The organism is Paenibacillus sp. strain BS8-2, assembly GCF_054483835.1.
In genome coordinates, this window is sequence record NZ_CM137010.1 from 4,477,238 (window position 1) to 4,500,649 (window position 23,412).

The window sequence follows — 23,412 nt, forward strand, 5'->3', positions numbered from 1 at the left end:
GCGCCTTCGGGCGCTTTTTCTTGCTTTAAGATGAAATTGGGATGAAAACAATACAAGAGCGGAGGGGTCATGAATGTTCAAATATGGAATGGATACGGTAACGGAGCTGCGGTTTCTGTCCTTCACACACAAAATCGAGAAGCGCGATGAGCAGTGGATGGATATTATGCTTCAGCCTGAGCTTGCTGACACGACGCCTGTGCCGGATGATATAATCGATTTCTCGATCTGGGTGATTTGCACGCATGCTGGCACGATCGTTCAGATTCTCCCACAGGATGAAGATTGTGATTGCGAATATAACTTTACACCGTTTGAGAAAGAGCAAATTACCGTCTATATCAACAGCGAACCTGTACAGGCAATGATTGCAAATCTATCTGCTCTGTAAGCAGGGAAGTTATGGTAGAATCGATATGAGACTTTGCGTGAAGGGGAGACGCGGATGACTGTCGATCATGCCTATGTGCTGACGCCAAGAGATGTGCGGAATATACGGAATTACGTAGGGAAAAAGTATGCTTCGATGACGCTCGACAAACGAGCGGAGATCGTGGCCGATGCCGTATCACGTGTTATCCACCGGCAGCTCCCTGATTTTGAAGCCTCGACCCAATATAAGCTAACAAACAAACTTATTCGCACGATCGTACTTGAAGAACAACGCCCCGTCCGTGCTGATGATATTTATCAGGTATGTATGGAGCTCGATCAACAAGACGAAGCTGTTGCGATTCCGCTGCGGCGTTGGTTGGATGAGCAGGTTCAAAGGTTGGACGGAACGCAACAGTTAAGCTTCCGCCCAAACAGCTCAGCAAGACATACAAGCCCCGTTACGTCAGTATCATCCGCGATGCCATACGAACATGTTCGGCGCATCAAACACCGTTTCTTTCTTTACGGGCTGTTATGCCTTCTCATCGTGGCATCAACTGTGATCTACGCATGGACAAGTTCGACTTCAGTCCTGCAAGGTGACAGACCTTCAATGCTTATGCCTGCCCTTCAGAAGGAGATGCCGATCGAGCAAGCTGTTTCACTTAACGAGTTGCCACAAGATCTGAAATATACGAATGTTGATGTAGAGAGACTTGCCATATATCTGCGTGAGCGAGACTCATTGCTCGCTGAATCTCCTTATTTGGATGCTATTATGCATACAGCCAAAGAATTTGATATTCATCCCGCTTTGCTGTTCGCTATAACGGGACAAGAGCAAGCTTTTGTACCCAAGACGAATAAACGAGCGCAAGAAATAGCCAATAATCCGTTCAATGTGTTTCATAGTTGGAAGGAATTTAATACATCCATCGAACAATCGTCCGCAATTGCGGCACGTACAATTAATCGTCTAAGCAAAGACAGGCCGGCAGGTTTCGATCCAATCGAATGGATTAATAGAGAATACGCGGAAGACCCGAACTGGTTCAAAGGCGTGTCTTCGATTCTGCGAGATATCCGTGCGGAGTTAAGCCATGCAAGCTCATAAAGAAGAGACGGATAAGTAAAGAAAGAGGGAGCGAGGTTCATCGTGAAGACGTTAGTCATAGCAGAGAAACCGGATATGGGGCGCAATATCGCTTCCGCCATCGACCCCAAAGCCAAAAATCACCGAACGTATATCGAAGGCGAACATTATATTATTACATGGGCGATCGGTCATCTCATTGGTCTTGCGGAGCCGGATGCGTATGATGCCAAATACAAGAAGTGGAGCATCGAGCATCTGCCTATTATTCCGGAGCAATTCAGGCTAGTGCCTAATCGAAAAACGATCGATCAGCTCAAAGTGATCGGTGAGCTTGCCAAACGCTGTAATGCGCTTGTAAACGGCTGTGACGCCGGGCGAGAGGGTCAATACATTTTCTCGCTTATCCAGAGACATCTTAGGCTCAAGCAGCCTGTAAAGCGACTGTGGATCTCAGATCTTACGCCGGAGACGATTAGGAAGGGTTTCGCGGAGCTTAAGGAAGGCAGCGAATATGACAACTTAACCAAAGCGGCTACCGCGCGAAGCGAAGCGGATTGGCTGATCGGCATGAACGGCTCCCGCGCGTTCACGACTAGACATAATGTGTTGTTATCCGTAGGACGGGTTCAGACGCCCGTGCTTGCGCTTATTTATGATCGACAAAAGCTGATTGAGTCGTTTACTTCTCTGAAGTATTTTGAGGTGGAGGCGACCTTCAAGCAAGAAGAAACAATCTATCGCGGAATGTGGCAAGGCGAGCGGATTACGGACAAGGAAAAAGCCGAAGCGATTGCTAACAAGGTTAATGGGAAGTCAGGTAAAGTGGCTTCCTACGAGATCAAGGATGTAAAGGAATATCCCTTTAAGCTATACGATCTGACGCTTCTACAGCGTGAGGCTAATGGAAGGTACGGCTTCTCCGCCAAAAAGACGCTGGATACGGCTCAAGCACTCTATGAGAAGCATAAAATCATCTCTTATCCCAGAACAAACTCTAACTATGTAACGGAACAAAATATCCCCGATATGCACAAAACGTTGCAAGCACTTAAGGGGACTGCATATGACGAATGGGTGGAAGGCGCGAATCGTTCGCTTGTGCATAAAGGAAACAAAGCAATCTGCAATCCTAGCAAAGTCGAGGATCATCACGCTATTCTTCCGACCAATCGAAGAGCGTCTGGTTTGTCAGCTGACGAGCAGAAGCTATATGACATGATCGTACGCCGGTTTTTGTCTCAGTTCTATCCTGCGGCCGAATATAAAGCGCATACTGTTATAACGGAAGTTGAGCGAGAGTCTTTTAAGACCAATGTGAAGGAGCTGCTCAGCTTAGGCTGGAAGGTAATCTATGCCGACCAGGGGAAAGGGAAGGACAAAACCTCCAAAAAGGGTAAGGACGAGGAGCCAGAGGAAGAGGAGGAAGTCAATGAGCCTTTCCATTTGAACAAGGAGCTTCCTGCTTTATGTCAGAAAGCAGCCATGAAGGAAAAGGATACGCAGCCGCCCAAAGCTTATACGGAGGGTACCTTACTCAAAGCAATGGAGAGTGCTGGCAAGCAGATTGAGGATGAAGAAGTACGGGATGCGATGAAGGATTCCGGACTTGGAACCCCGGCGACTCGTGCAGCAACGATCGAGCGTCTCAAGAATGTTGGATACGTCGAGATGCAAGGCAAACGGATCATGGTTACGCAAAAAGGAAGCACAGCCATCGAGCTTATTCGCGCAGCAGGTGTGGAATTGTTAACTTCGCCCGAAATGACGGGAATGTGGGAAAAACGACTAACTGAGATTGCGCGTGGTGCGGCATCAAACATACAGTTCATGGATAATGTCAAAAAATTCGCGACCATGATTGTAGATAAGGTGAAGGTGCAGTCGCGTGCTGATGTGGCTTTGTTCGGGACCGAGCAAGGAGCGGAGCGGGGCAAATCAAGAGGAGCGGGTGCCAGCTCATCGCGAAGTAGAAGAACGGCGGCGTCAAGCGGACAAAGCAGTGCGAAAAGCAGTAAAAGCACAGTAGCTTCGACTAAGGCTTCGGGCGGAAATGCAGGATCGAGCGCAAGCAGAAGCACTGGCAAAGCGTCCTCGTCCAATACGGCTGTTCAAACGCGTTCGAATGCAGCAGCAGCCTCGACTGAGCCCGGAACTGTTGCAGCTTGTCCGAGACCAGGCTGCGGAGGCCGTCTCTTTATGGGCAGGAAAGGTTACGGTTGTTCTAATTATCGGAGTGGATGCTCGTTCGTCATCTGGAAGGAGAGCTATGGTCGCAGCTTAACCGATACGCAGGTTAAGGCGTTAGCCGAGAAAGGGAAAACAGCGAAGCTGAAGCTGGTCCTGGCAGATGGCAGCTCCGTCGAAGGACGAATCGTCGTTCGTAATTCGTCAACCGGGGAGCTGTCCACAGAATATTGATCACTTCTGGATGAAATCATGAATGGCCCCAGGTACTTCACGCAGATGATCCAGCGTCAAGAAAGCACCCTTAGGCTGAACATCGATCTGGACGACATTGTAATGCCACTCTTCGAGCGAGCGCATATGAATCGCATGAATGCCGGCTGTCAATGCCGGGACGACATCGGTGCGAATCGAATTGCCGATCATCCAGGTAGCATCGCGGTTAAAGGCATTATTGGCTAGAATTTGTTCTAACGCATCATTGTTCTTGAGCTGGCGAATGTATATGCGGTTCATATCAAAATAACGAGCCAAATTCATTTTTTCGATCTTTCGTTGCTGGATAAGAAGCTCTCCTCCCGTGTAGAGATGGAGCTCATGACCAGCGCTTGCCAGCGTGTCGAGTGTCTCCTCCATATGCGGATATGGCTCCGTTTCGTGATCATAAACGCTCATGCCAAGCTTCCATAGGAAATCTTGTTCGACGATGGAACGTTTGCGTCCGCTTAAGTCACTAAAGTGATGGTACGTATCGATAAACGATTGGGGAAAATGTTCACTCTTGAATCCACTGTTCCCGATTAACAGGATATCGCGTTCCATCTGCATGTCACGAACGGCGCTGGCGCTTACGAGCTCATAGCCATGGAACCATGTCGTCATGGAATCCACGAATTGGTCTACGACGAAGAAAAAGTATTTGTTACAGTAAATAAGGGTATCATCTAAATCGAACAGGATCTGTTGTTTCATACGAGTTGGTCTCCTTTGGAAAGGCGATTGCTGTGTATGATCAATCTACCTTAAAGGCCTAACGTAGTCAATCCGGAGGTCGATACTTGTACGTAAGCTACATAAATTGAACGGAAGCTCCGCATAATGGTAGTGGAGGTGATGACATGCCGCATAACAAAAGCAATAAAATGAACAATCGCCACAATGAAGCCAGCATGACTGAAACGGAACAATCGGTAAAATCAGAAAAAACAGCTAAAAGACCGCCTAGCTTGAACGGAATTAATAAGCAGCCGTAAATGGAAAATAGGTAAATGATGATAAGTTCTATTCGATAGGAGAAGAAAGAAACTCACGTTTATTAAAAACGTTGGGTTTCTTTTTTGTGGTGATTTTTTTTCTGATAAGAGGACCGACGAAGGAGGAATGCCAGGCAGCGATCCCAAGTTTATGCTCAGGCATTACTTCGAGAAATACGGCATTGATTACGATATTGAAGGGATCGGGCATTCTTGGCATCTCCATCAATCCGAACCCGGATTATGCCACTGTATTTGTTAGCGCTACAATGACTGGCTCATCGAATCCTGGTTAAAGGCAAGCCCAGTGTATAAAGCTGGTTGTGCCGTCACACAAGCCAGACGGGGCTGCCAAGAGAACAGAACGCGGGCTAGGTGCGCGTAAAAATATTTTAAACTTCTGAAAACCAGACAATCTCGCAATTTTCGTGTTAGAATTCTAATAGAGACAATTTCGTTACAAGTTGTTGACGATCCCATGATCTTCGGATGATATAACGTAGTAGAGACATGATCTATTCACATTCGTTTTCGGGAGGGCGTCAGCCTAATGGACAGGCAGAAGAAGAATGCTAGCTCGGGATTCGCTAGACTTAAGTTATTGATGATTATGACGATTATGGCCGCGGGTCTAATCTTGTTATTTTCGAACCAATTCACGAAGAACGGCAATGAGATGCCTGTGGCACTCGGTGGGAAAGAGGAAGACACCGTGCACATCAGCTCGGATAGCTCCAACTCTCTTGAAGAAGAGGCAGCAGAGGACGAGCGATTCAAAGTACTAATTGACGCGGGCCACGGAGGTAAGGACCCCGGCACCACCGGTGTAAGCGGGACCTTCGAGAAAGTGAGCAATCTGGCCATCGCGATGCATGTATACGAATTGCTGAAGGAGGATTCGAGATTCGAGGTTCGTATGACTCGGATGGACGACTCGTTCTATAAGCTGGAGGATCGTTCCGCCATGGCGAACGAGTGGCCGGCCGACGCCTTTGTGTCCATTCACGGTAATTCTTACGAAGACGGGAGCGTATCCGGCTCGGAAACCTTCTACCGTTATGATAACGGACTACTGCTAGCCGAGTCGGTTCACGGCAAGCTGGTTGACGCGATGGGCTTCAAGGACCGCGGAATCCGGCTCAATGAGCTGAAGGTGTTGACCTTGAGTCAGGTTCCTTCGGTGCTGATTGAAAGCGGATATCTAACCAATGCAGCCGAAGAAGCCGTTCTTCTGACCGAAGAAGGACAAACGCGGATGGCGCAGGCGATCGTGGACGGGATTAAGATCTATATGGAGACGATAACGCAGTCAGGTGAATGATGAATAGCTCGGAAGAAGGAGGGTACGATTGTTCCCTCCTTCTTGGTGTATATCGGGTCAAGCATATTTGAGCTGCGAGGCAGCCAGTTGATTCTTAATAAAGGCGATACGCTTGCGAACGTAGAAGTCACGACTGTCCCCTCTCAAGTCCTTGGGACTGATCACCTCCTCCGTGTTGTTATCGATGATAACAAGTCTTCCGTCATTGTAAAACTTGAAAGTCAAATCGCGGTTCGGACGCACCCTCTCGACGTAGCGGAAATTCTCACAGTTGATGTTCATGGTGATCTAGCCTCCTTATAAGGAATGTGAAAGTTCAGAACATTTGTTCTTATTTTGATTATACCAAACATTTGTTCGTGTGGAAAGTGTTTTTTATTTCACGTAAACTAGATTTATAGAAGCGCGTGCAGCTGCAGAAGGGGAGCAGAAGATGCTAAGAATAAAAGGATTGACAAAACGTATTCCCGGAGGACCCAAAGTACTTGGCGGTATTAGCTTCGATGCTTACGAAGGAGACTTTATCGCGGTAAAGGGAGCGAGCGGCAGCGGCAAGTCGATGTTGTTGAAGTGTCTTGCTTTGCAGGAGAACTGGACGAGCGGCAGCTACCAATTCGATGGGAAAGATGTATTAACAGCAGGATTGTCCGCCAAGCTGAAGGTCAAGCGTCAAGTTGCTTATCTGGAAGAGAAGCCTTATCTCAATCCGGACAAAACCGGACTCAAAAACGTGATCATTGGTTCCGTTAGTCAAACGCCGGCATGGCGCAGATGGACAGGAATGATGCGTAACGATGATTATATGGGCGCCATGGATATGATTGAGAAGCGCGGTCTCATCGACAAAGCGCATATGAAAGCCAAACATTTAAGCGGCGGCGAGCGTCAGCGGATGGCGATTGCGAGGGCGCTAGTTCATGGTGCCAAGGTTATCGTGGCGGATGAGCCTGTATCTGGTCTCGATCCACATGCCGCGGATGCTGTGCTTGGCGAGCTCAAAACGCTCTGCAAAGAGGAAGGGATTATCGTCATCGCCGTATTGCACCAAGGAGACTGGGCAGAGCGTTATGCCGATCGGATTCTGGGACTTAATCAAGGCGAATTGGTATTTGATGTGTATGGACGCCGGTTGACTGAACGGGAGAAGCAGCTACTGTAGCTGGAAGGATGACAGTGTACTGGGATAGGCAACGGATCGCATAGAATAAACCATCTATCGAGGATGAAAGGTGTGTTCATCTATGCCTAGTCAGAATCCGCTTGTCGTGCAATCGGTCAAATCGACCTTTCCCAAGGCGGAGATCACGTACCCTCATGTTTCTGGCGGATCCAATCCGGCAGCGGATGTGTTAATTAACGAAACGATCGTAGCTCATGTTCGCCAGCTCGTTCGTGATCAGGGTAGTCTAGAGGATCCTAATGCGCAGATGCTGGGTTACTTCGAAGTCAAAACAAATGAGAAGGACGTGTTCAGCGTCTCTTTGTTTAATTATGCATTTACCGGCGGGGCTCATGGCATGACACTTCAGCGTTCGTTAACTTTCCGGGCATCGACGGGTCATACTTACGAGCTTGAGCAGCTGTTTAAGCCTGGAAGTGATTACGTCGGGCGGATAAGTGAAATAGTGGCTGCTGGTATTAAAGCGAGAGATATTGAACCGCTGGAGCCGTTTAAGACGATATCGCCGGATCAATCCTTTTATGTGGCGGATCGATCCCTTGTCATTTATTTTCAATTATATGAGCTGGCAGCATATGTGTACGGCTTCCTGTACTTTCCGATTTCCGTCTATGCGTTGGCTGATATCATCGCCGATGATGGACCGCTTGCAACTATGCTTGAAGGATAATTTGAATGTTAACGCCCTGCCAAATGGTAGGGCGTTTCTTATGTCCCTTATGCTACATACTGGTGGTACAGGTTATGCCGCGCATGTAACGAACATACAATTACCGTAGGGGGTGTCGTCATGTTTGTTGCATTTGCGGGCTTGCTGCTCGCAGCTGTTGTATGTTTATTCAGCATGCTGGTTGCTAAGAAGGCACAGCAAGGTTTGCGTTCTTCTCGTTATCAAAGCTTCTCCTCATTTGGTCAAGATACACAGGCTGCGCAGGATAAAAACGATCTTCATCGCTTCGGATTACCTCAGCTTCTTCGGCGAACCAATGGCGGATTCGCGGCTGCTGGCATGTCCATCAACACCATAGGTGTTGTAGGAGGGACGGCGTTATTATTGGGACCTGTGCTGGCCTCTGCAGGGCCGTCAGCTATCGGAATCGGCTTGCCGCTCATTGCGTTGTTTTCCCTATGCGTCAGCGTGTCTATAGCGGAGTTGTCTTCGGCTGTACCCACCGCAGGAGGCGTCTATCATGCCGCATATCAGCTGGGCGGAAGGAAATGGGGGATCCGTGCCGGATGGCTTCAAATCATGGGCTATCTGGCCAAGCTTGCTTTATTTGTAGGCGGATTTGCTTGGCTAGCTGATGCCATGCTTGCTTCTCGCTTGGGTTATGACTCTAATGCGCTGACTTTCGGAGCAGCAGCGGCAGTGGGGGTGCTGACCCAAGCTTGCGTAAGCACATATGGCTCGCGAATGGCTGGCAAGCTTCAAGCAGGCGGGGTTTGGTTACAGCTTCTTATTAGTTGTGCGATGCTGGTTGGTCTCGTCTTGTTGTTCTGGCCTGGTGATTATTCGCCTGTGGCCGTATATCAGTGGCTTAACAGCGCGATGGAGACTTCTGTCCAGCCTTTGATGATTATTGTTGGTATCTTATTACTGGCTGGGATGTTTACTGGCATGGACGGGGCGGCGCATGGAGCGGAGGAAATCATTGAGCCGCGTGTTCGCGTGCCTTGGGCGATCTTTCTGTCCACTTCATATACATACATCGGCTTATATGTTCTACTGTTTTTTATGATACTCGTCATCCTGCCTATGAATGGAATTCCGCTAATTACAACGGGTCTGTTCGGGGCTGAGGGATTGGATACTTATATTCAATACGCTGCGGCTGCATGGGGGGGATCAGCTATCCTGCCGATCCTGATTCTATTCTCCTTGTGGCAAAGCGGTTGTCAGACGATGACGGCATGCTCGAGAGTCGTATTCAGTATGGCTAGGGATGAGGCGCTGCCATTCGGGACAAGATTAGCTAGCGTCTCCTTCCGTCATCATCTCCCGCTCCAGGCGATCTGGTTTGTCGCCGCCGCCGCTTGGATTTTACTTCTGGCTGTAGGTCTGTTGCAGCCTGGAGGAGCCTTCCTGCCGCTTGTCTCGGCATCCATAGTATCCATGCACTTGGCTAGCGCAATCCCAATTGGCTTGAGTTGGCTGACGGAACGAGTTTCCCGCAAAAAGGCTGGCAGGGTAGGGGGAGCGGCTATGGGGTATACGCGCGACCAATTGGCTCCTTGGCATACTGGAAGCTGGAGCTTTTCTATTCGTAGTGTAGCGATATGCTGGCTGCTTCTAAGCGCTGTGTTAACCGCAGGTATGGTTCATGCTTTCGGCGGCATTATGGCTGCGGCAACTATGCTAGCGGTAACAGCCATGGCCAGCGTCAGACATGTGCGAAGCGCAGAAAACAGAATGATGCCATTATCATCCGCTAGTCGGAAGAGGCAAGTGAAAGGTGAGGAACAAACACATATCAATCCTTGATTAATGGGGTTGCGACTGTACGAAACGAAGGTCATTACGAACAAAATTCAGGAATCTTAAGAATGTTCAGACAATTAAATGATTAGCTCCGTTTGAGGAAATATAAGTTCAATACCGGGAAATAGACAATGCGAATACACGTATATTTCCCGGGGAAGCGCAAGGTTTTACAGGAATGAGAGGTTTTCGACAGACAACTTTTAAAACGCGACGAGATATTCTGTCGAATTAGGCGAAGTTCTGGCTGTTCTCGTAAATGAAAGCGCTTAATACAAGGAGATGAGCGAGCGTGGAAATGGATGTAATGGTCTCTAATCTGATCTCAAAAAGGTTATTTCCCGCATAAAGGAAATAAGGCAGCTTCTTTTTGCCATGATCTCCCTACTGGGCTTATAATAGAAAGGACGGATATTCGTAAAGGAGGACAAGCAGATGTCACTTACGGCGATTGTACCTGTCATTGTTTCCCTTCAAGTCGGCATGCCCTCACTTATTGCTCACGGCTCTAAAGAGGTACTAAGCGGCATCTTTAAACATCCAACGGATGATGCTTGTTACGCAGGCTTAACCGGCATTGAGGGTGATGGGCAAGGTGATCCAGTTAATCATGGCGGGCCGGATAAAGCGATTTGCGCCTACTTCGCTCATCGTTACGCCTATTGGGAAACTACGACTGGCAGAACGTTCAAACACGGCGCATTTGGCGAAAATTTGACGATTTCCGAATGGACAGAAGAAACGTTGTGTATTGGAGACATTGTCGAATCCGGCAATACCGTATTACAAGTCAGCCAACCGCGGCAGCCATGCTTCAAGCTCGGACTCCGCAATGATTGGCCCGAGCTTCCGATGCTCGTACGAGAGACGGGATATTCGGGTTTCTACTTCCGGGTATTGCAACAAGGTAATCTGCAACAAGGGATGAAGCTCGTAATCGCTGAGAGGCATCCAGCAGCACTGTCTATTATGGAAGCCAACCGGATTATGTACCATGAAAAGGACAATATGCAGGCTATTCAAAGATTGCTAAGCGTAACTGAGCTTGCACAAAGCTGGCAAGAGCAGCTGCAAGGACGACTGTCGAAGCTGCAGACGTGACCAAGCCTGATGATACCAGAGGAGGACGCCTTACTTGGCAAGCTTAGAAGAACAGATTCAAGCGGCGACTCAGTTCTATGATTGGCATGCCCCATACACCATAGAAGCTGCTGCAGCCAGCGGGATGAATAACACGACTAGGATTGTAAATTGCGGTGCTCACAAATTTGTGCTCCGACTGTACAATAATCATGAAGATATGGCTACGGTACGGCTTGAGCATCAGGTACTTAAGGCGATTACTGGGAGTGAGCTCGGATTCCAGGTGCCTGATCCTGTAGTTAATCGAATCGGCGACACCATATCGGTATTACCAGAGGGCAAGCTTGCGTGTTTGTTCCGCTATATAGAGGGTGAGCGGCCGGATCCGGATAACATTATCCTGATTAAGGAGCTCGGAACCGCAACGGGCAAGATCAGCCTTGTGCTTAATGACATTAATAATATAGACAACCCGCAATACAGTCCCTATTATGAGCTAGGTATTACGTATGCCGCGATGGACAAACACCGCTTTCTTGCCATTGCGGACCAAAATGTTGCTTTCCGGCACTTGAGTAAGTCATTTGAGCTGCTTCAGCGTGAGCGAGAGCAACTGCTCTCACTTTGCAATCAAGTAGCCGACTTGCCGAGACAATGGATTCACGGCGATATTTGCTGCGGCAATACACTTCATCTTGGTGAACGAATATCCGGTGTGCTGGACTTTGAATTTGTTACGTTAGATTCACGCGCAATGGAGCTGGCAGTCGTGATGGTGGATCTGCTGAGACGAGAGCTAGGCGACGGTATCTCCGAACGGTTGAGAGCTGTCCATGATGCATTCCAAGAAGTCGTTCCGTTGAACGCTGAAGAACGGAATTTGCTGCCGACACTCATGAAGCTTCGTCTGCTCGATATCACCCTTCATTTCGCGGTACGATACTCCGAAGGTCTGGACGGTCCGGATGTTCTCGCCGGCATCGTAGACAGATGCGCATTTGGTTGCGAATGGATATCCAAACATAAACCCATTTATTAGGAGGAGACGAGAATGAGTCTTGCACAATCATTAGGATACAACGAAGGAGCTCGGCTGTTGCTGGTTAATGCCGATGATTATGGTCTGAGTCTTTCGGTTAATAAAGCTACTCAGCAGCTGCTGGAGTCGGGTGATATTAGCTCTGCAACCATTATGACGCCTTGCGCATGGGCGAGAGAAGGGGCACTGTGGAGCGCAGAGCGACCGCAGTTCGATGTTGGCATTCACTTTACGTTCACAAGCGAATGGGGACCGTATAAGTGGGGGCCCGTAACAAAACATGCGGATGTGTCTTCGCTCGTCACGAAGGAAGGTTATTTCCCGGACGATTCCAAGTCGTTTGAAGAGCAGGCGGCTGCGGAACAGGTGAAGATCGAGCTTATTAGTCAAATTGAAAGAGCGCTATCATTAGGGATGAACCCTTCTCATGCGGATAACCATATGGGAAGCTTGTACGGCTTGCAGACAGGCAAACACTTTATGGCAGAAGTATTGGATGTATGTGCGGAGTATGGACTGCCATTCCGTCTGCCGCGATATGTTACGCCGGAGCCTGGTCAAGTCGCTCCGCCACATGTCGAAGAGCAGGCGCGGCAAGTCGCGGCGCTGGCCGATTCCAAAGGCGTTGTCATTTTGGATTATTTGGTGGGGCTGCCATTCCGAAAGCAAGAGGGAGAAACCTATGACTCCTTCAAGTCGTCGATGAAGGGTATGCTCTCCAGCTTGAAGCCTGGCGTGACTGAGCTTATTATCCATCCGTCCATTGAAAACGAAGAACTAACGATCTTCCACCTTGAGCCCGAGAAGCGGGTCATGGAATTTAATATATTCCAGGATGAAGAGATGAAGGCGCACTTGAAAAACGAGGGAATCCAGTTAATTCGTTGGAGCGAGCTTCAAAAGTTGCAGCGCGAACGGAATGGTAAAGGTCAATAAAACTAGAAGGGAGTGCAGTTTCAATGCCGGTATCATCATTCGAGCCCATCAGAGAGCTTGCTCAACAGGTTAAAGCGAATATCGGGAAAGTAATCGTAGGCAAGGAAGAAGTCATTGATCTATTGCTCATCGGATTGATTACGACGGGACATGTGCTGCTAGAGGATGTACCAGGCACCGGCAAGACGATGCTTGCCAAATCTTTCGCGAGATCGTTGTCGCTGGACTTCAAGCGGATTCAATTCACGCCGGATTTGTTGCCATCCGATCTAAGCGGTATCCACTTCTATGATCAGAAGCGTAATGATTTCGTATTCCGAGCGGGGCCTCTATTCACGAATCTGCTGCTCGCAGACGAAATCAACCGCGCCACACCACGTACGCAATCCAGCTTGTTAGAATGTATGGAGGAGCGTCAGGTCAGCATTGACGGCGAGACAAAGGTGCTAGACCGTCCGTTTATGGTCATCGCGACTCAGAATCCCGTGGAGCATCAAGGTACCTTCCCATTGCCGGAAGCTCAGCTCGATCGCTTCTTGTTTAAGGTGAAGATGGGATATCCGACAAATGAAGAGGGGCTCGCGCTGCTTAAGCGCTTCAAGTCGGAGGATCCACTTGCGAGCCTGGAAGCTGTAGCAGGAGCAACGGAGATCGAGGCCGCGCAAAAACGGTATGTTTCGGTAACTGTCCATGATGATGTGCTGCAGTATCTGCTGCAGCTTGTAGAACGTTCGAGAGACCGCGAGGATGTGGCAATCGGCGTCAGCCCGCGTGGCAGTCAAGCATTGCTAAGAGCTTCTCAAGTGTATGCCATTCTTCAAGGACGAGATTATGTGTCGCCTGATGATGTCAAAGCGATGGCCAAACCAATCATGGCTCACCGTCTTTCTCTTCGTGGTATGGCTCGTGGCTCGCAAGGCGAAGCGGAGCGGATAATTGATAATATCATTAAAGGAACGGAAGTGCCGACAGAAGCGGGACTAACCGTTCCAGCGGGATAACGACATGATTTTTTTCTGGTTTCTGTTGACGGCGGGACTTATTTTATTTGTTCAAGGGACAATATTCCGCCGCTATTCGCTCAGACGATTAAAGTATACGCGCAGGTTCCAGAAGAGCACCTGCGTTCGTGGAGAAGAGATTGAGCTGATTGAGGAGCTGTCGAACGAAAAGTGGCTGCCGGTACCTTGGCTGCGTGCAGAATCACAGCTTTCAGCATTCCTGAAGTTTCGTGGAGCGGACAATTTCGCGGTCAGCAGCGGTCAGCATTATCAGAATCACCGAAGCTTCTTTAGTCTCGCGCCATATACGAAGCTTACTCGCACACATCGATTGACGCCGACACGCAGAGGCAGCTATTCTTTAAGCTCCATTACGATGACAGCCGGTGACTTGCTCGGGACGACGGGGACATCCCAGCAGGTTCCGCTGCAAGGTGATTTGTTAGTATATCCGAAACCTGCGGACGTGCCAGTCCATGAATTGCCGCATCACAGCTGGCAGGGAGAGACGCAAGTAAGGCGGTTTATTGTGCCCGATCCCTTTGTGGTGGCAGGTGCGCGAGCGTATCAACCGGGTGATTCTTATCGTCAAGTAAACTGGAAGGCTACAGCGAGAGCAGGCTCCTTACAGGTACACCAATACGATTTTACAGCGGACCGAACGCTCATGATTTGCCTTAATGTAGAGGATGTCGAATCCATGTGGCGCAGCGTGACGAACGAAGAGGTAATCGAGTTAGGTATCGAATGGGCTGCTGGAGCTGTGCTAGCCGTTATCAGCGAAGGGATGGAGGTTGGTTTCGCTGCTAACATGGCCGTGCAAGGTGAAGGGGAATCGGTTCGTGAAACGCCGAGCAGCGGCCATGAGCAGCTCTATCGATTATACAGTATGATGGCTAGGCTCAAGCTTGAGCGAACAGAACCGTTCCATTCGTTGTTGGCTCGCGAAGCGGGGAGTAAGACAAGCGGATTGGATATCCTCGTCATTTCTGCGTACTGGAACGATGAACTCGAGCGGGAAGCTGTGCGATTAAGAGGTGTCGGCCATGCGGTTACGGTATGGCAGCTGCCATCCGTCAAGGAGCTTGCAGCCGCCGCAACTTTACCGGACAGGAGGTTCGGGTCATGAGTTCGAGCTCAGCAGTAGAGAAGTGGGGCCGCGCGATTGGCAGGGGAGCAACGGAGCTGCTATTCTATTTGCCAATTTGGCTGACCGTCAGTCAATATGCGCTTCCTGATTATCACTCTCTAGCTTGGGGCATGTCTCTGCTAATTATTTATGTTATAGGGGCCGCAGTTACCCAAGCTAGATCAGAGATGAGAACGGTTACTCGGTGGTCTATATCGTTATTGTTGGCATCGTTGTTTGGCGCAATTACAGTCGTATTGTCACAAGCCATTACCGATTATTTGGGATGGATTGCCTGTATCTTGTTAGGCATTTTGTCTGCCGAACGCGGTGCCGCGATGATACGGAGAGGATGGACCGCAACGTTCCATTCGGTCCATATGAGTGTCGGCATCATGTCATACATCATATGTATTCCGCTATCCTATTGGGTATTGCATGATTTGGCAGAATGGAGATTATGGATAGCAGCATGCGGAATCGCCTCTATTATATTATTCATTAACGTCGTTAACAACCGCCATCTGATAGGCGAGTCTGTTGATGGTTCCCAGTCGAAGACGTTATCGGAAGCAACAAAACGTAATCGTTTGTTATTAGCGGGTTTGACGTTGCTAATGGCAATCTTTGCAGCGTTCCGTCAGATTCAACAATGGCTTGAGAATACCTTGCTCGCTGCGATCAAACGTTTGTTTGGTATGATTGGTAGTGGAGAAGAGCCGCAGGCGCCGTCAGAGCAACCGTCACCGCCGCCTCAAGAGATGCCGTTGCCAACGGATACGGGGGAACCTTCGAAGTTTCTCGTATTGCTGGAGCAACTTCTGAAGATTATTGTTACGATTGTAATTGTCATCGCGGTTTTGATTCTATTGTATTGGTTAGGTCGACGCTTGGCAGTGTTAATGCGCAAGTGGCTGGACAAGCTGCTCCAACGTCAATCCGTAATAAAAGCAGATGATAACGCATATACGGATGAAGTCGAAAAGTTAATGTCGTTAACCAAATGGCGGGATCAATTGAAAAACCGATTCCGCAATCAACAAAGCCGCGCCGGCGACAATGAGCCTGCTTGGGAAGCCCTGCAATCTCGAAGCGAGCGAATGAGATGGTTGTATAGAAAGTGGCTGCGTGTAGGGATCCAACAAGGCTACAGTCCTCAGGCGTATCTAACACCTCTGGAAACGGCACAAACCATGAACGAATTAAGGAGGAGCGAAGGGGAGCATAAAAAAGCTTTACATTTCGCGAGCGGATACGATGCTGTGAGATACGGTGGAGAGAGCCCAAGCGAAGATGAGCTTGAGCAATACAGGCGTTATGTCGAACAACAGTCTGCAGCGAGTAAATCCAAGCCCTCTAAACGGAAGTAATCTATCTAATCATAATGCCCCGCTACCGATTAGCTCAATCGGAGCGGGGCGTTTGCATGGTTTATGATGATTGCAATTGCAAATGTTTATGAGATCGTACTTTTGATATGCTTAACGATTCGGTTACCGTGGAAGCGTCCTGATTCGATAAAGATCTCATTGGCTTCATGCCGGGATGCAACAACGCCTGCAAGATAAATACCTGGGATATTGGTTTCCATCGTTTCTTCATTAAAAGTTGGATAGCCCGCTTCCTCCATTGTAACACCGGCAGATTCCAGGAATCGGCGATCGGGATGGAAGCCGGTCAACGCGAGAACAAAATCGTTCGGCAGTTCCGTACGTCCATTCAAAGATTCGATCGTAATAGATCGAGGCTGGATATCGACAACTCGCGAGCCAAATCGTATCGCGATTGCTCCTTTTTCCACTTTATTTTCGATTGTTGGACGTACCCATGGTTTGATGCTTCGTGAATAGTCATCTCCTCGATAGACGATCGTCACATGTGCCCCAACCCGCTCCAGTTCTAGCGCCGCATCGATTGCAGAATTACGGCCACCGATGATGGCGACCTCCATGCCGATATATGGATGGGCTTCGCGGAAGAAGTGGCTGACCTTCTCCGTTGTTTCACCAGGAATGCCTAGCAGATTTGGATGATCAAAGTATCCGGTTGCGATAATGACCTTCTGGCACGTATAGGATAAAGGCGCTCCGAATCTATCCTGACCGCTTAGATAGAATGAACCATCCTCCGTTTTGTCAATCGAGGTTATGGTCTCGTAAGGGCGAATCCGAAGTTCGTGCCGCTGAGCCGCCGTACGGTAATAATGTAAGGCTTCGATACGCGATGGCTTCTCGTTAGCGGATGTGAAAGGGACATCGCCAATCTCAAGACGGTCAGCTGTGCTAAAGAAGCTCATGTACGTAGGGTATTGCGAAATGGAGAAAGCGATATTACGTTTCTCGATGATGAGCGGATTCAAGCCTGCTCGTTGCAACTCAATTGCCGCAGCAAGCCCGCAAGGACCTGCACCGATAATAATGGCTGATTCCTTAGACATGATGGATGACCTCCCAAAAACAACATCTCTATATTGTAACGCTGCTCACTTTGCATGGCAAATTTGGCGAATGTCTATCTTGTACAGCCTAAAGAATATTGTATAATAGGAGGAAACGCAGATCGATTCAAAGGATCGACCTTGCGCAAGTAGGGGGAGAAGCCATGCGTAGACGGTTTGTTATAGAAGCAGTAATGGTTGCCACGTATGGTCATCTGCTCGTCCCGAGTCGTCCCGTAGATTACGTCATTCCATATACGTCGATTGCGGAGCTGTATGATATGCGCGACAGCGAAGTTCCAGTGATGGACGATCCGGATGATGATGCACATGTCAAGACGAAAATTAACGAGCTGATCCAATTCTTTGAGGATTCCTTGAACCGCAAGAAGATCGAGAAAGCGCTGCAGGTGCCATGGCGTGAGAGTGCGCCGCTGCTGCTCAGCGAGAATATTCAATTCACGATCGTCAATGCGGTCGACAATGCACAATATGGAGAGATTTTTGATCCGGTCGAAACTGAGCTTCTATTATCGAGCCTGAAGCTCAGTGTGCCGCTATTGTCCGACCAATATGAATTCCAAGATAAACTGATCGAAGCAGAAGTTCCTGTACAAGTGTACGACATCGAAGATTTTGAGTTTGCGGTGGAGGAAGGTATTGCACCTGTAGATATGGAGCTATAGAGGAAGAAGATGAGAGGGCAAGCGGATTGACGCGACGAATGCGTCAGTCCTGCTTGCCCTCTTTTTGCCTGCGATCAATGGCCTCAGACATCGTTTTGTCCGTTAGATGCGCATAGATTTGTGTTGTCTCGGGGGATGCATGTCCAAGCTGCTCCTGCGTCTTATAAATATCGTTCTGCAAATAATAATCCGTTGCGAAGGAATGGCGAAGCTTATGTACAGATAGATAAGGCTTTCCGAATCGTTTGGCATATTTGATGACCATCGCTTGAATGGCTCGTTTCGTCATGCGAGAGCCTTCATTTCGTCCATTGGCGATTGCGAGAAACAACGCTTTTTCTTTGCGCGGCGCTTTGTATCGTACTTCTCTTAGAGACAAGTACGCATTCAGTAATTCAATCGCATTCTGACGGAAGTAGACCGGAGTCTTGAATGTATCATCGTTTTTACCTTTGCGATACACATAACAAAGCTTCTTCTTCAGATCGATATCATCCACATTCAAATTGACCAGCTCCGAAACACGAAGCCCGGAATGGAGAATAAAGCCGATCATACAAGCGTCGCGGACATGGTTAAGCTCAAAGGCATAATGCGCTTGTTTGTTATTGGCCACATCTGCGCCGTACTGAACCTCGACGTAATGCATGAACTCCGCGATTTCTTCTTCTTGAAGGAGCTTGCCCTCCAGCTTAGCAGCAGTATCCTTTGGTTTGTGCGTACGTTTAATCGTAACCTTGGCCATCACGTTGCGCTTCAGAAGCGGATAGAAATCATCGTCCTCGGCAATCTGACTCAAATAATGGAACAAGGAACGAAGCGATGACAGTTTGCGGGATATCGTTGTTCGATTATTACGTTCCGGCTTATAGGTGGACAAAAACATGCGATAATTATCGATGCTCTCCATCCGCAGCACTTCCAGCTCAGCAAGCGTAACCTCCCTAAAAGTTGACCCTTGCGTCAGTCCTTCGGCCATTAACCACTTCATAAATGTTTCGTAATCTCTTACGTATTCGAGTAGTGAGGACGGCGATAAGTCCGGCAGTTTGTATTGAATGAATTGTTCGATGTACCAAGGCATGGACGGCAGCTTGGCATCCAGCTCATCACGGTCCTTTTGTTTCAGCAGGTTCATGCTTGTCCCCCAATCCCATTATCGTCGTCAAGCTCTGACGATCCTTATTGCTCTATTGTATCAACGGCAGGGTATGGTAACAACAGGGATTATAACGCATGAGCTTAGGGAAAAAGCGAAACGTATTTGAAAATAGCAAATAGTTGTAATTTTTGTTTTTCGGTTACATATATCGAGATGCTATGTTACACTCTATCGAGTCGCATGATGAAGCCGCGTGACATTCGACAAAAAAACAATAGGAGGCATGATGCCCGGATGAAAAAGAAATTTCAAATCGGCGCCATGGTCGCCGTCTTGATAGCAATGACGCTCGGAGCCGTAATTCAGCCAGTATCAGCAGCAGCACCTACAACGCTTAAATACGGAGTCACTAGCGGGGATGTGCCGGATCTTCAATATCGGCTTAAGACGCTTGGTTACTTCAACGAAGGTATTACATCGTATTATGGAGCCGTAACGCGTCACTCCGTTTTCTTGTTCCAGCGTGACTATGGACTTCAGGCAGATGGGATTGCCGGACCTGATACTTGGGCAATGCTCAAGAAAGTATCAGTGAACCGAAACGAGCTTGATTTGCTAACACGCATTATCTATGGAGAGGCAAGAGGCGAGCCCTATAAAGGTCAAGTGGCCGTTGGTGCTGTTGTCATGAACCGACTTGCACACCAAGGCTTCCCCGATACAGTGAAAGGGGTAATCGAACAGCCGCGAGCGTTCACGGCGGTTGACGATGGGCAATATAATTTGATGCCGGATGCTACAGCTTACCGTGCGGCGCTTGAGGCTGTGCGTGGTTATGATCCGTCTGGAGGCGCGCTTTATTATTTTAACCCCGACACGGCAACATCATCCTGGATCTGGTCCAGAAAGCAAATTGGAAAGATCGGTCGACATATATTTGCGGTTTAATCATTTTCTGCAGTAAATAAATGGTGGCTTTTGCGCTCAATATGCGCGAAAGCCATTTTTATTTTGATGGATAGCTACAAAAATTCTGAATTCGTCGACGGGATAGGAACATGCTATAATAGATCGGTACATATGAGGAGGTGCAATAATGAAAGTTGAAATTTGGTCGGATTATGTGTGTCCGTTCTGCTATATCGGCAAAACCAAATATGAAAAAGCGCTGGCCGAGTTTGAACATAAGGACAGTGTTGTAACGGAATTGCGCAGCTTTGAGCTCGACCCAAACACGGATTCCTCCAAAGGCGTCAAGACGATCGAGATGCTTTCGAAAAAATACGGGATGAGCCTAGAGCAAGCAAAGGCCTCAAGTGAATGGGTAGCTCAGCAAGCAGCGGCAGTCGGATTGACATTCCGCATGGAAGGTACGTTGTCTCTTAACACCTTTCAGGCTCACAGGCTAGCGCATTATGCAGAAGCACAAGGAAAAGGTGCAGCCATGTCTACACGTCTGCTCAAAGCGTATTTCTCAGACAATCTAAATATCGATGATTCGGAACAGCTTGCTGATCTGGCTGCAGAGGTTGGTTTGGAACGCTCCGAGACATTGGACGTGCTGCTATCGGATCAGTATTCGGATACCGTAAGAGCTCAAGAAGATGAAGGTAATAAACTTGGCATTCGAGGCGTTCCGTTTTTTGTAATCGACCGCAAATTCGCCATTTCTGGCGCACAGCAGCCTGAGGTATTCCTGGAGACGCTCAGAAGAGCTTGGGCAGAACGTTCTTAAACCGATCTGAACAATATCGGTATACGTGGGGGATGGAACTCCATCGGTATGCGCACAATAGATCACGTTAGTGGGGAGGTTACCTGATTGGCTAATCATGAGGGACAACTATATGTATTTGTTGGTTCTTACGCGGGGAAAAGCGACCAAGGAGTAACAGTGTTTACGTTCGACGAGGAAACGGGTCAATTGACGAAGCGTCATCAGTATGACGGGTTAAGCAATCCTACATTCTTGAATGTAGATGCGGCTCGCGGTCGTCTGTACGCGATAGCGGACTATGTAAATGATCAGGGCAAGAAGGCAGGGGAGGCGGTTTCCTATACAATCGATAAGGAAACAGGAGCGTTGTCCGAGCTTAATCGCGTCGCAACGGTGGACAACACAACATGTCACGTACAACGTGACGCCAACAGTCGTTTCTTGACCTTCACTAGTTATCATGGAGGCATGATCGGTCTGTCAGAGATTCAAGAGGACGGCTCCATCGGGCACGTATTGGACGTAGCTCAACATAGCGGGAGCAGCTCTGACACGGACCCACAAGATAAACCTCATCCGCATTCCAGCTTTTACAGTCCGGATGGGCGTTTCTTGTTCGTTCAGGATCTAGGTTTGGACCGGATTATATCTTATCAAGTCGATGCAGAAGCAGGCAAGCTTGTGAAACATAACGAAACGATCATTCATGCGGGGGCAGGTCCGCGTCACTTCGTGTTCCATCCAGACGGTCGTTACGCGTATGTCATTAATGAGCTTGATTCGACGGTAACGGCATTTGCTTACGATTCTCAAAGCGGTGTATTGTCCGAGATCGAGACGGTCAGCACGTTGCCAGAAGGCTTCACAGACGAAAACGGCTGCGCCGAAATTACGATCTCAAGCGACGGAAAATTCGTGTATGGCTCCAATCGTGGTCATGACAGCATTGTCGTGTACGAGGTGAACCCTCATGACGGATCGCTTCGCGCGATTCAACATATTTCGACGGAAGGCGGTCATCCGCGACACTTTGCATTGACACCTAACGGGAAGTATATGATCGTTGCAAATAGAGATGGCAACAATCTGGTTAGCTACAAGATCAATCAAGACACCGGAATGCTGCACTTTACCGGTCAAACTTCGGACACTAGCAAGCCGGTATGCGTTGTACCCGTCTACCTGGCGTAACGCAATCCGTTTGCCTATAGAGCGAAGATACTTACATGGACTAAGCAAATGAAGCAAATAAAGTAAGTGAAACAAATAGCATAACATTGTTTGGCTAGAAGAAAGGAATTACAGACATACGTGACAACAACTAGCGATGGCACCAAACCGAACTTAAAACCTACGAAGATTTGGAAATGCAAAAATACGGAATGCAAAGCTTGGGTACGCGATGAATTTGCAGCAACGGAGCAGCAATGTCCCATCTGCAAGGGTCCAATGCATCGAAGCATGAGACATCTGCCACCTGTACAGAACAAAGCAAAACCTACGCCGCGCAAGCCGAAAAACGAGTTCTAAACACCTAAACCATTGCTTGATAAAGAACAACAAAAGGTTACACCCCTCACATGAGCAACTTGCTCTTGGAGGGGTGTTTTTGTCATTGTCATTAACCGATCATTTTAAGTCCGATGACACTGCTCAAGACCAGTCCCATAAACAGCAGCCGAAGGGTAGTACGAGGTTCCTTATAGAACAGCATTCCGACAAGCGCGCTGCCGACCGTCCCGATTCCTGTCCAGATGGCATAAACAGTTCCCATGGGAAGCTCCTTCATAGCAAGCGACATAAAAAGAAAACTAGCAATGAATCCGCCAGACAGCAGAAGTATATTGCGAAGCGACATACGTTTGTTAACCTCGGAAATCCCGATAACGCCAACTACTTCAAGCAATCCAGCAATGATGACATAAATCCAGCTCATGTTATTTTCCCTCCTGAACGTGATGCCCCTCGATCAGGCGTTGACTCCGCATCGTTACCTTTCTCGTGAGTCACGAGCTTGAGTCCGATGACGCCGATCAATAATAGTGTAATAAAACCGATTTTGCTCCAGCGGAACGGAACATCAAACATGGTCATTTCTGCGATAACACTGCCAGCTGTACCTAGACCAACAAAGACGGCATAAACGGTGCTCGTAGGCAGTTTCTTAGAAGTAAATATTAATACGCCGAAGCTTACAGCGATCGCAATAATGGTCACGAGCCACTCCATCGAACTGTTGGCGTGCTTTAAGCCGATAACCCATACAACTTCGAAACAAGCGGCTAACACAATTAGCATCCAATATTTGTTATTATTTTTCAACATGATATCCAGACTCCTCTCTCGATCATTCTGTAACCTAGCATGGGATCACATGACAAATGTTATTCGGGG

The 23,412-nt window shown here is 48.4% G+C and carries 26 protein-coding genes; 20 read left to right on the top strand and 6 right to left on the bottom strand.

Annotated elements, in window-relative coordinates; all coding sequences use genetic code 11:
• The first annotated feature begins 73 nt into the window (after nt 1–73).
• The 3 genes from ACX1C1_RS19300 to ACX1C1_RS19310 are packed head-to-tail and all read left to right on the top strand — an operon-like array spanning nt 74 to nt 3,889.
• Nucleotides 74–391, top strand: a complete 318-nt coding sequence (locus ACX1C1_RS19300; RefSeq protein ID WP_458953798.1) for a hypothetical protein — start codon at nt 74–76, stop codon at nt 389–391.
• A gap of 54 nt (nt 392–445) precedes the next feature.
• Nucleotides 446–1,489: a hypothetical protein gene (locus tag ACX1C1_RS19305; protein WP_458953799.1), complete on the top strand. Its 1,044-nt coding sequence runs from the start codon at nt 446–448 to the stop codon at nt 1,487–1,489.
• Nucleotides 1,490–1,531: 42 nt separating this feature from the next.
• Nucleotides 1,532–3,889 carry a type IA DNA topoisomerase gene (locus ACX1C1_RS19310; protein ID WP_458953800.1) on the top strand — a complete coding sequence of 786 codons (2,358 nt, stop codon included), beginning with the start codon at nt 1,532–1,534 and terminating at the stop codon, nt 3,887–3,889.
• Here the strand turns inward: ACX1C1_RS19310 and ACX1C1_RS19315 are convergent, their stop codons facing one another.
• Complete coding sequence (locus ACX1C1_RS19315; RefSeq protein WP_458953801.1) at nt 3,890–4,627, bottom strand: HAD family hydrolase; 738 nt, start codon at nt 4,625–4,627, stop codon at nt 3,890–3,892.
• Between the two features lie 146 nt (nt 4,628–4,773).
• Here ACX1C1_RS19315 and ACX1C1_RS19320 point away from each other — a divergent pair, with 146 nt between their 5' ends.
• The 3 genes from ACX1C1_RS19320 (at nt 4,774) to ACX1C1_RS19330 (ending at nt 6,229) form a co-directional block, all read left to right on the top strand.
• Entirely contained in the window at nt 4,774–4,908 is a 135-nt protein-coding gene (locus ACX1C1_RS19320) for a hypothetical protein (protein ID WP_458953802.1), read from the top strand.
• Nucleotides 4,909–4,994: 86 nt separating this feature from the next.
• On the top strand, nt 4,995–5,204 hold the full coding sequence (locus ACX1C1_RS19325; protein WP_458953803.1) for a hypothetical protein: 210 nt from the start codon (nt 4,995–4,997) through the stop codon (nt 5,202–5,204).
• A 254-nt stretch (nt 5,205–5,458) separates the two neighbouring features.
• Complete coding sequence (locus ACX1C1_RS19330; RefSeq protein WP_458953804.1) at nt 5,459–6,229, top strand: N-acetylmuramoyl-L-alanine amidase family protein; 771 nt, start codon at nt 5,459–5,461, stop codon at nt 6,227–6,229.
• A gap of 57 nt (nt 6,230–6,286) precedes the next feature.
• On the opposite strand, the gene ACX1C1_RS19335 is transcribed toward ACX1C1_RS19330, so the two are convergent.
• Nucleotides 6,287–6,511 carry a hypothetical protein gene (locus ACX1C1_RS19335; protein WP_458953805.1) on the bottom strand — a complete coding sequence of 75 codons (225 nt, stop codon included), beginning with the start codon at nt 6,509–6,511 and terminating at the stop codon, nt 6,287–6,289.
• 151 nt (nt 6,512–6,662) lie between these two features.
• Here ACX1C1_RS19335 and ACX1C1_RS19340 point away from each other — a divergent pair, with 151 nt between their 5' ends.
• The 9 genes from ACX1C1_RS19340 (at nt 6,663) to ACX1C1_RS19380 (ending at nt 16,446) form a co-directional block, all read left to right on the top strand.
• Nucleotides 6,663–7,388 carry a phosphonate ABC transporter ATP-binding protein gene (locus ACX1C1_RS19340; RefSeq protein WP_458953806.1) on the top strand — a complete coding sequence of 242 codons (726 nt, stop codon included), beginning with the start codon at nt 6,663–6,665 and terminating at the stop codon, nt 7,386–7,388.
• An 82-nt stretch (nt 7,389–7,470) separates the two neighbouring features.
• Complete coding sequence (locus tag ACX1C1_RS19345; protein ID WP_458953807.1) at nt 7,471–8,079, top strand: DUF3298 and DUF4163 domain-containing protein; 609 nt, start codon at nt 7,471–7,473, stop codon at nt 8,077–8,079.
• Nucleotides 8,080–8,199: 120 nt separating this feature from the next.
• Nucleotides 8,200–9,891: an APC family permease gene (locus ACX1C1_RS19350; protein WP_458953808.1), complete on the top strand. Its 1,692-nt coding sequence runs from the start codon at nt 8,200–8,202 to the stop codon at nt 9,889–9,891.
• Nucleotides 9,892–10,323: 432 nt separating this feature from the next.
• Nucleotides 10,324–10,989, top strand: coding sequence for an MOSC domain-containing protein (locus ACX1C1_RS19355; RefSeq protein WP_458953809.1), 666 nt, complete (start codon nt 10,324–10,326; stop codon nt 10,987–10,989).
• Between the two features lie 34 nt (nt 10,990–11,023).
• Entirely contained in the window at nt 11,024–12,010 is a 987-nt protein-coding gene (locus ACX1C1_RS19360; RefSeq protein WP_458953810.1) for a phosphotransferase, read from the top strand.
• Nucleotides 12,011–12,022: 12 nt separating this feature from the next.
• The gene (locus ACX1C1_RS19365; RefSeq protein ID WP_458953811.1) at nt 12,023–12,946 is read left to right on the top strand and encodes a polysaccharide deacetylase family protein; all 924 of its coding nucleotides are present in this window, start codon (nt 12,023–12,025) and stop codon (nt 12,944–12,946) included.
• A gap of 23 nt (nt 12,947–12,969) precedes the next feature.
• Nucleotides 12,970–13,947: an AAA family ATPase gene (locus tag ACX1C1_RS19370; protein ID WP_458953812.1), complete on the top strand. Its 978-nt coding sequence runs from the start codon at nt 12,970–12,972 to the stop codon at nt 13,945–13,947.
• A gap of 4 nt (nt 13,948–13,951) precedes the next feature.
• A complete protein-coding gene (locus ACX1C1_RS19375) occupies nt 13,952–15,076 on the top strand; it encodes a DUF58 domain-containing protein (RefSeq protein WP_458953813.1) in 1,125 nt (374 codons plus the stop codon).
• Entirely contained in the window at nt 15,073–16,446 is a 1,374-nt protein-coding gene (locus tag ACX1C1_RS19380) for a DUF4129 domain-containing protein (protein WP_458953814.1), read from the top strand. Before ACX1C1_RS19375 ends, ACX1C1_RS19380 begins: the two co-directional genes overlap by 4 nt.
• An 86-nt stretch (nt 16,447–16,532) precedes the next feature.
• Here ACX1C1_RS19380 and ACX1C1_RS19385 read toward each other — a convergent pair whose 3' ends face one another.
• Nucleotides 16,533–17,513 carry a YpdA family putative bacillithiol disulfide reductase gene (locus ACX1C1_RS19385; protein WP_458953815.1) on the bottom strand — a complete coding sequence of 327 codons (981 nt, stop codon included), beginning with the start codon at nt 17,511–17,513 and terminating at the stop codon, nt 16,533–16,535.
• 164 nt (nt 17,514–17,677) lie between these two features.
• On the opposite strand from ACX1C1_RS19385, the gene ACX1C1_RS19390 reads away from it, so the two are divergent.
• Nucleotides 17,678–18,199 carry an ADP-heptose synthase gene (locus tag ACX1C1_RS19390; protein WP_458953816.1) on the top strand — a complete coding sequence of 174 codons (522 nt, stop codon included), beginning with the start codon at nt 17,678–17,680 and terminating at the stop codon, nt 18,197–18,199.
• Between the two features lie 43 nt (nt 18,200–18,242).
• Here the strand turns inward: ACX1C1_RS19390 and xerS are convergent, their stop codons facing one another.
• Entirely contained in the window at nt 18,243–19,337 is a 1,095-nt protein-coding gene (xerS, locus tag ACX1C1_RS19395) for a tyrosine recombinase XerS (RefSeq protein ID WP_458953817.1), read from the bottom strand.
• Nucleotides 19,338–19,595: 258 nt separating this feature from the next.
• Between xerS and ACX1C1_RS19400 the strand changes: the two genes are divergently transcribed.
• From ACX1C1_RS19400 to ACX1C1_RS19415, 4 genes are all read left to right on the top strand, one after another.
• Entirely contained in the window at nt 19,596–20,249 is a 654-nt protein-coding gene (locus ACX1C1_RS19400; protein WP_458953818.1) for a cell wall hydrolase, read from the top strand.
• Nucleotides 20,250–20,397: 148 nt separating this feature from the next.
• The gene (locus tag ACX1C1_RS19405; protein ID WP_458953819.1) at nt 20,398–21,036 is read left to right on the top strand and encodes a DsbA family oxidoreductase; all 639 of its coding nucleotides are present in this window, start codon (nt 20,398–20,400) and stop codon (nt 21,034–21,036) included.
• Nucleotides 21,037–21,123: 87 nt separating this feature from the next.
• On the top strand, nt 21,124–22,209 hold the full coding sequence (locus tag ACX1C1_RS19410) for a lactonase family protein (RefSeq protein WP_458953820.1): 1,086 nt from the start codon (nt 21,124–21,126) through the stop codon (nt 22,207–22,209).
• Nucleotides 22,210–22,329: 120 nt separating this feature from the next.
• The gene (locus ACX1C1_RS19415) at nt 22,330–22,548 is read left to right on the top strand and encodes a cold-inducible protein YdjO-related protein (protein ID WP_458953821.1); all 219 of its coding nucleotides are present in this window, start codon (nt 22,330–22,332) and stop codon (nt 22,546–22,548) included.
• A gap of 91 nt (nt 22,549–22,639) precedes the next feature.
• Here ACX1C1_RS19415 and ACX1C1_RS19420 read toward each other — a convergent pair whose 3' ends face one another.
• Both ACX1C1_RS19420 and ACX1C1_RS19425 read right to left on the bottom strand, forming a co-directional pair.
• A complete protein-coding gene (locus tag ACX1C1_RS19420; protein WP_458953822.1) occupies nt 22,640–22,954 on the bottom strand; it encodes a DMT family transporter in 315 nt (104 codons plus the stop codon).
• The gene (locus tag ACX1C1_RS19425) at nt 22,951–23,343 is read right to left on the bottom strand and encodes a DMT family transporter (protein ID WP_458953823.1); all 393 of its coding nucleotides are present in this window, start codon (nt 23,341–23,343) and stop codon (nt 22,951–22,953) included. Before ACX1C1_RS19425 ends, ACX1C1_RS19420 begins: the two co-directional genes overlap by 4 nt.
• Nucleotides 23,344–23,412: the final 69 nt, after the last annotated feature.

Coding starts and splice junctions, on each gene's coding strand:
- ACX1C1_RS19300 (WP_458953798.1), top strand. CDS start 74: ATGTTCAAATATGGAATGGATACGGTAACGGAGCTGCGGTTTCTGTCC.
- ACX1C1_RS19305 (WP_458953799.1), top strand. CDS start 446: ATGACTGTCGATCATGCCTATGTGCTGACGCCAAGAGATGTGCGGAAT.
- ACX1C1_RS19315 (WP_458953801.1), bottom strand. CDS start 4,627: ATGAAACAACAGATCCTGTTCGATTTAGATGATACCCTTATTTACTGT.
- ACX1C1_RS19320 (WP_458953802.1), top strand. CDS start 4,774: ATGCCGCATAACAAAAGCAATAAAATGAACAATCGCCACAATGAAGCC.
- ACX1C1_RS19330 (WP_458953804.1), top strand. CDS start 5,459: ATGGACAGGCAGAAGAAGAATGCTAGCTCGGGATTCGCTAGACTTAAG.
- ACX1C1_RS19335 (WP_458953805.1), bottom strand. CDS start 6,511: ATGAACATCAACTGTGAGAATTTCCGCTACGTCGAGAGGGTGCGTCCG.
- ACX1C1_RS19340 (WP_458953806.1), top strand. CDS start 6,663: ATGCTAAGAATAAAAGGATTGACAAAACGTATTCCCGGAGGACCCAAA.
- ACX1C1_RS19345 (WP_458953807.1), top strand. CDS start 7,471: ATGCCTAGTCAGAATCCGCTTGTCGTGCAATCGGTCAAATCGACCTTT.
- ACX1C1_RS19350 (WP_458953808.1), top strand. CDS start 8,200: ATGTTTGTTGCATTTGCGGGCTTGCTGCTCGCAGCTGTTGTATGTTTA.
- ACX1C1_RS19355 (WP_458953809.1), top strand. CDS start 10,324: ATGTCACTTACGGCGATTGTACCTGTCATTGTTTCCCTTCAAGTCGGC.
- ACX1C1_RS19365 (WP_458953811.1), top strand. CDS start 12,023: ATGAGTCTTGCACAATCATTAGGATACAACGAAGGAGCTCGGCTGTTG.
- ACX1C1_RS19370 (WP_458953812.1), top strand. CDS start 12,970: ATGCCGGTATCATCATTCGAGCCCATCAGAGAGCTTGCTCAACAGGTT.
- ACX1C1_RS19375 (WP_458953813.1), top strand. CDS start 13,952: ATGATTTTTTTCTGGTTTCTGTTGACGGCGGGACTTATTTTATTTGTT.
- ACX1C1_RS19380 (WP_458953814.1), top strand. CDS start 15,073: ATGAGTTCGAGCTCAGCAGTAGAGAAGTGGGGCCGCGCGATTGGCAGG.
- ACX1C1_RS19385 (WP_458953815.1), bottom strand. CDS start 17,513: ATGTCTAAGGAATCAGCCATTATTATCGGTGCAGGTCCTTGCGGGCTT.
- ACX1C1_RS19390 (WP_458953816.1), top strand. CDS start 17,678: ATGCGTAGACGGTTTGTTATAGAAGCAGTAATGGTTGCCACGTATGGT.
- xerS (WP_458953817.1), bottom strand. CDS start 19,337: ATGAACCTGCTGAAACAAAAGGACCGTGATGAGCTGGATGCCAAGCTG.
- ACX1C1_RS19400 (WP_458953818.1), top strand. CDS start 19,596: ATGAAAAAGAAATTTCAAATCGGCGCCATGGTCGCCGTCTTGATAGCA.
- ACX1C1_RS19405 (WP_458953819.1), top strand. CDS start 20,398: ATGAAAGTTGAAATTTGGTCGGATTATGTGTGTCCGTTCTGCTATATC.
- ACX1C1_RS19420 (WP_458953822.1), bottom strand. CDS start 22,954: ATGAGCTGGATTTATGTCATCATTGCTGGATTGCTTGAAGTAGTTGGC.
- ACX1C1_RS19425 (WP_458953823.1), bottom strand. CDS start 23,343: ATGTTGAAAAATAATAACAAATATTGGATGCTAATTGTGTTAGCCGCT.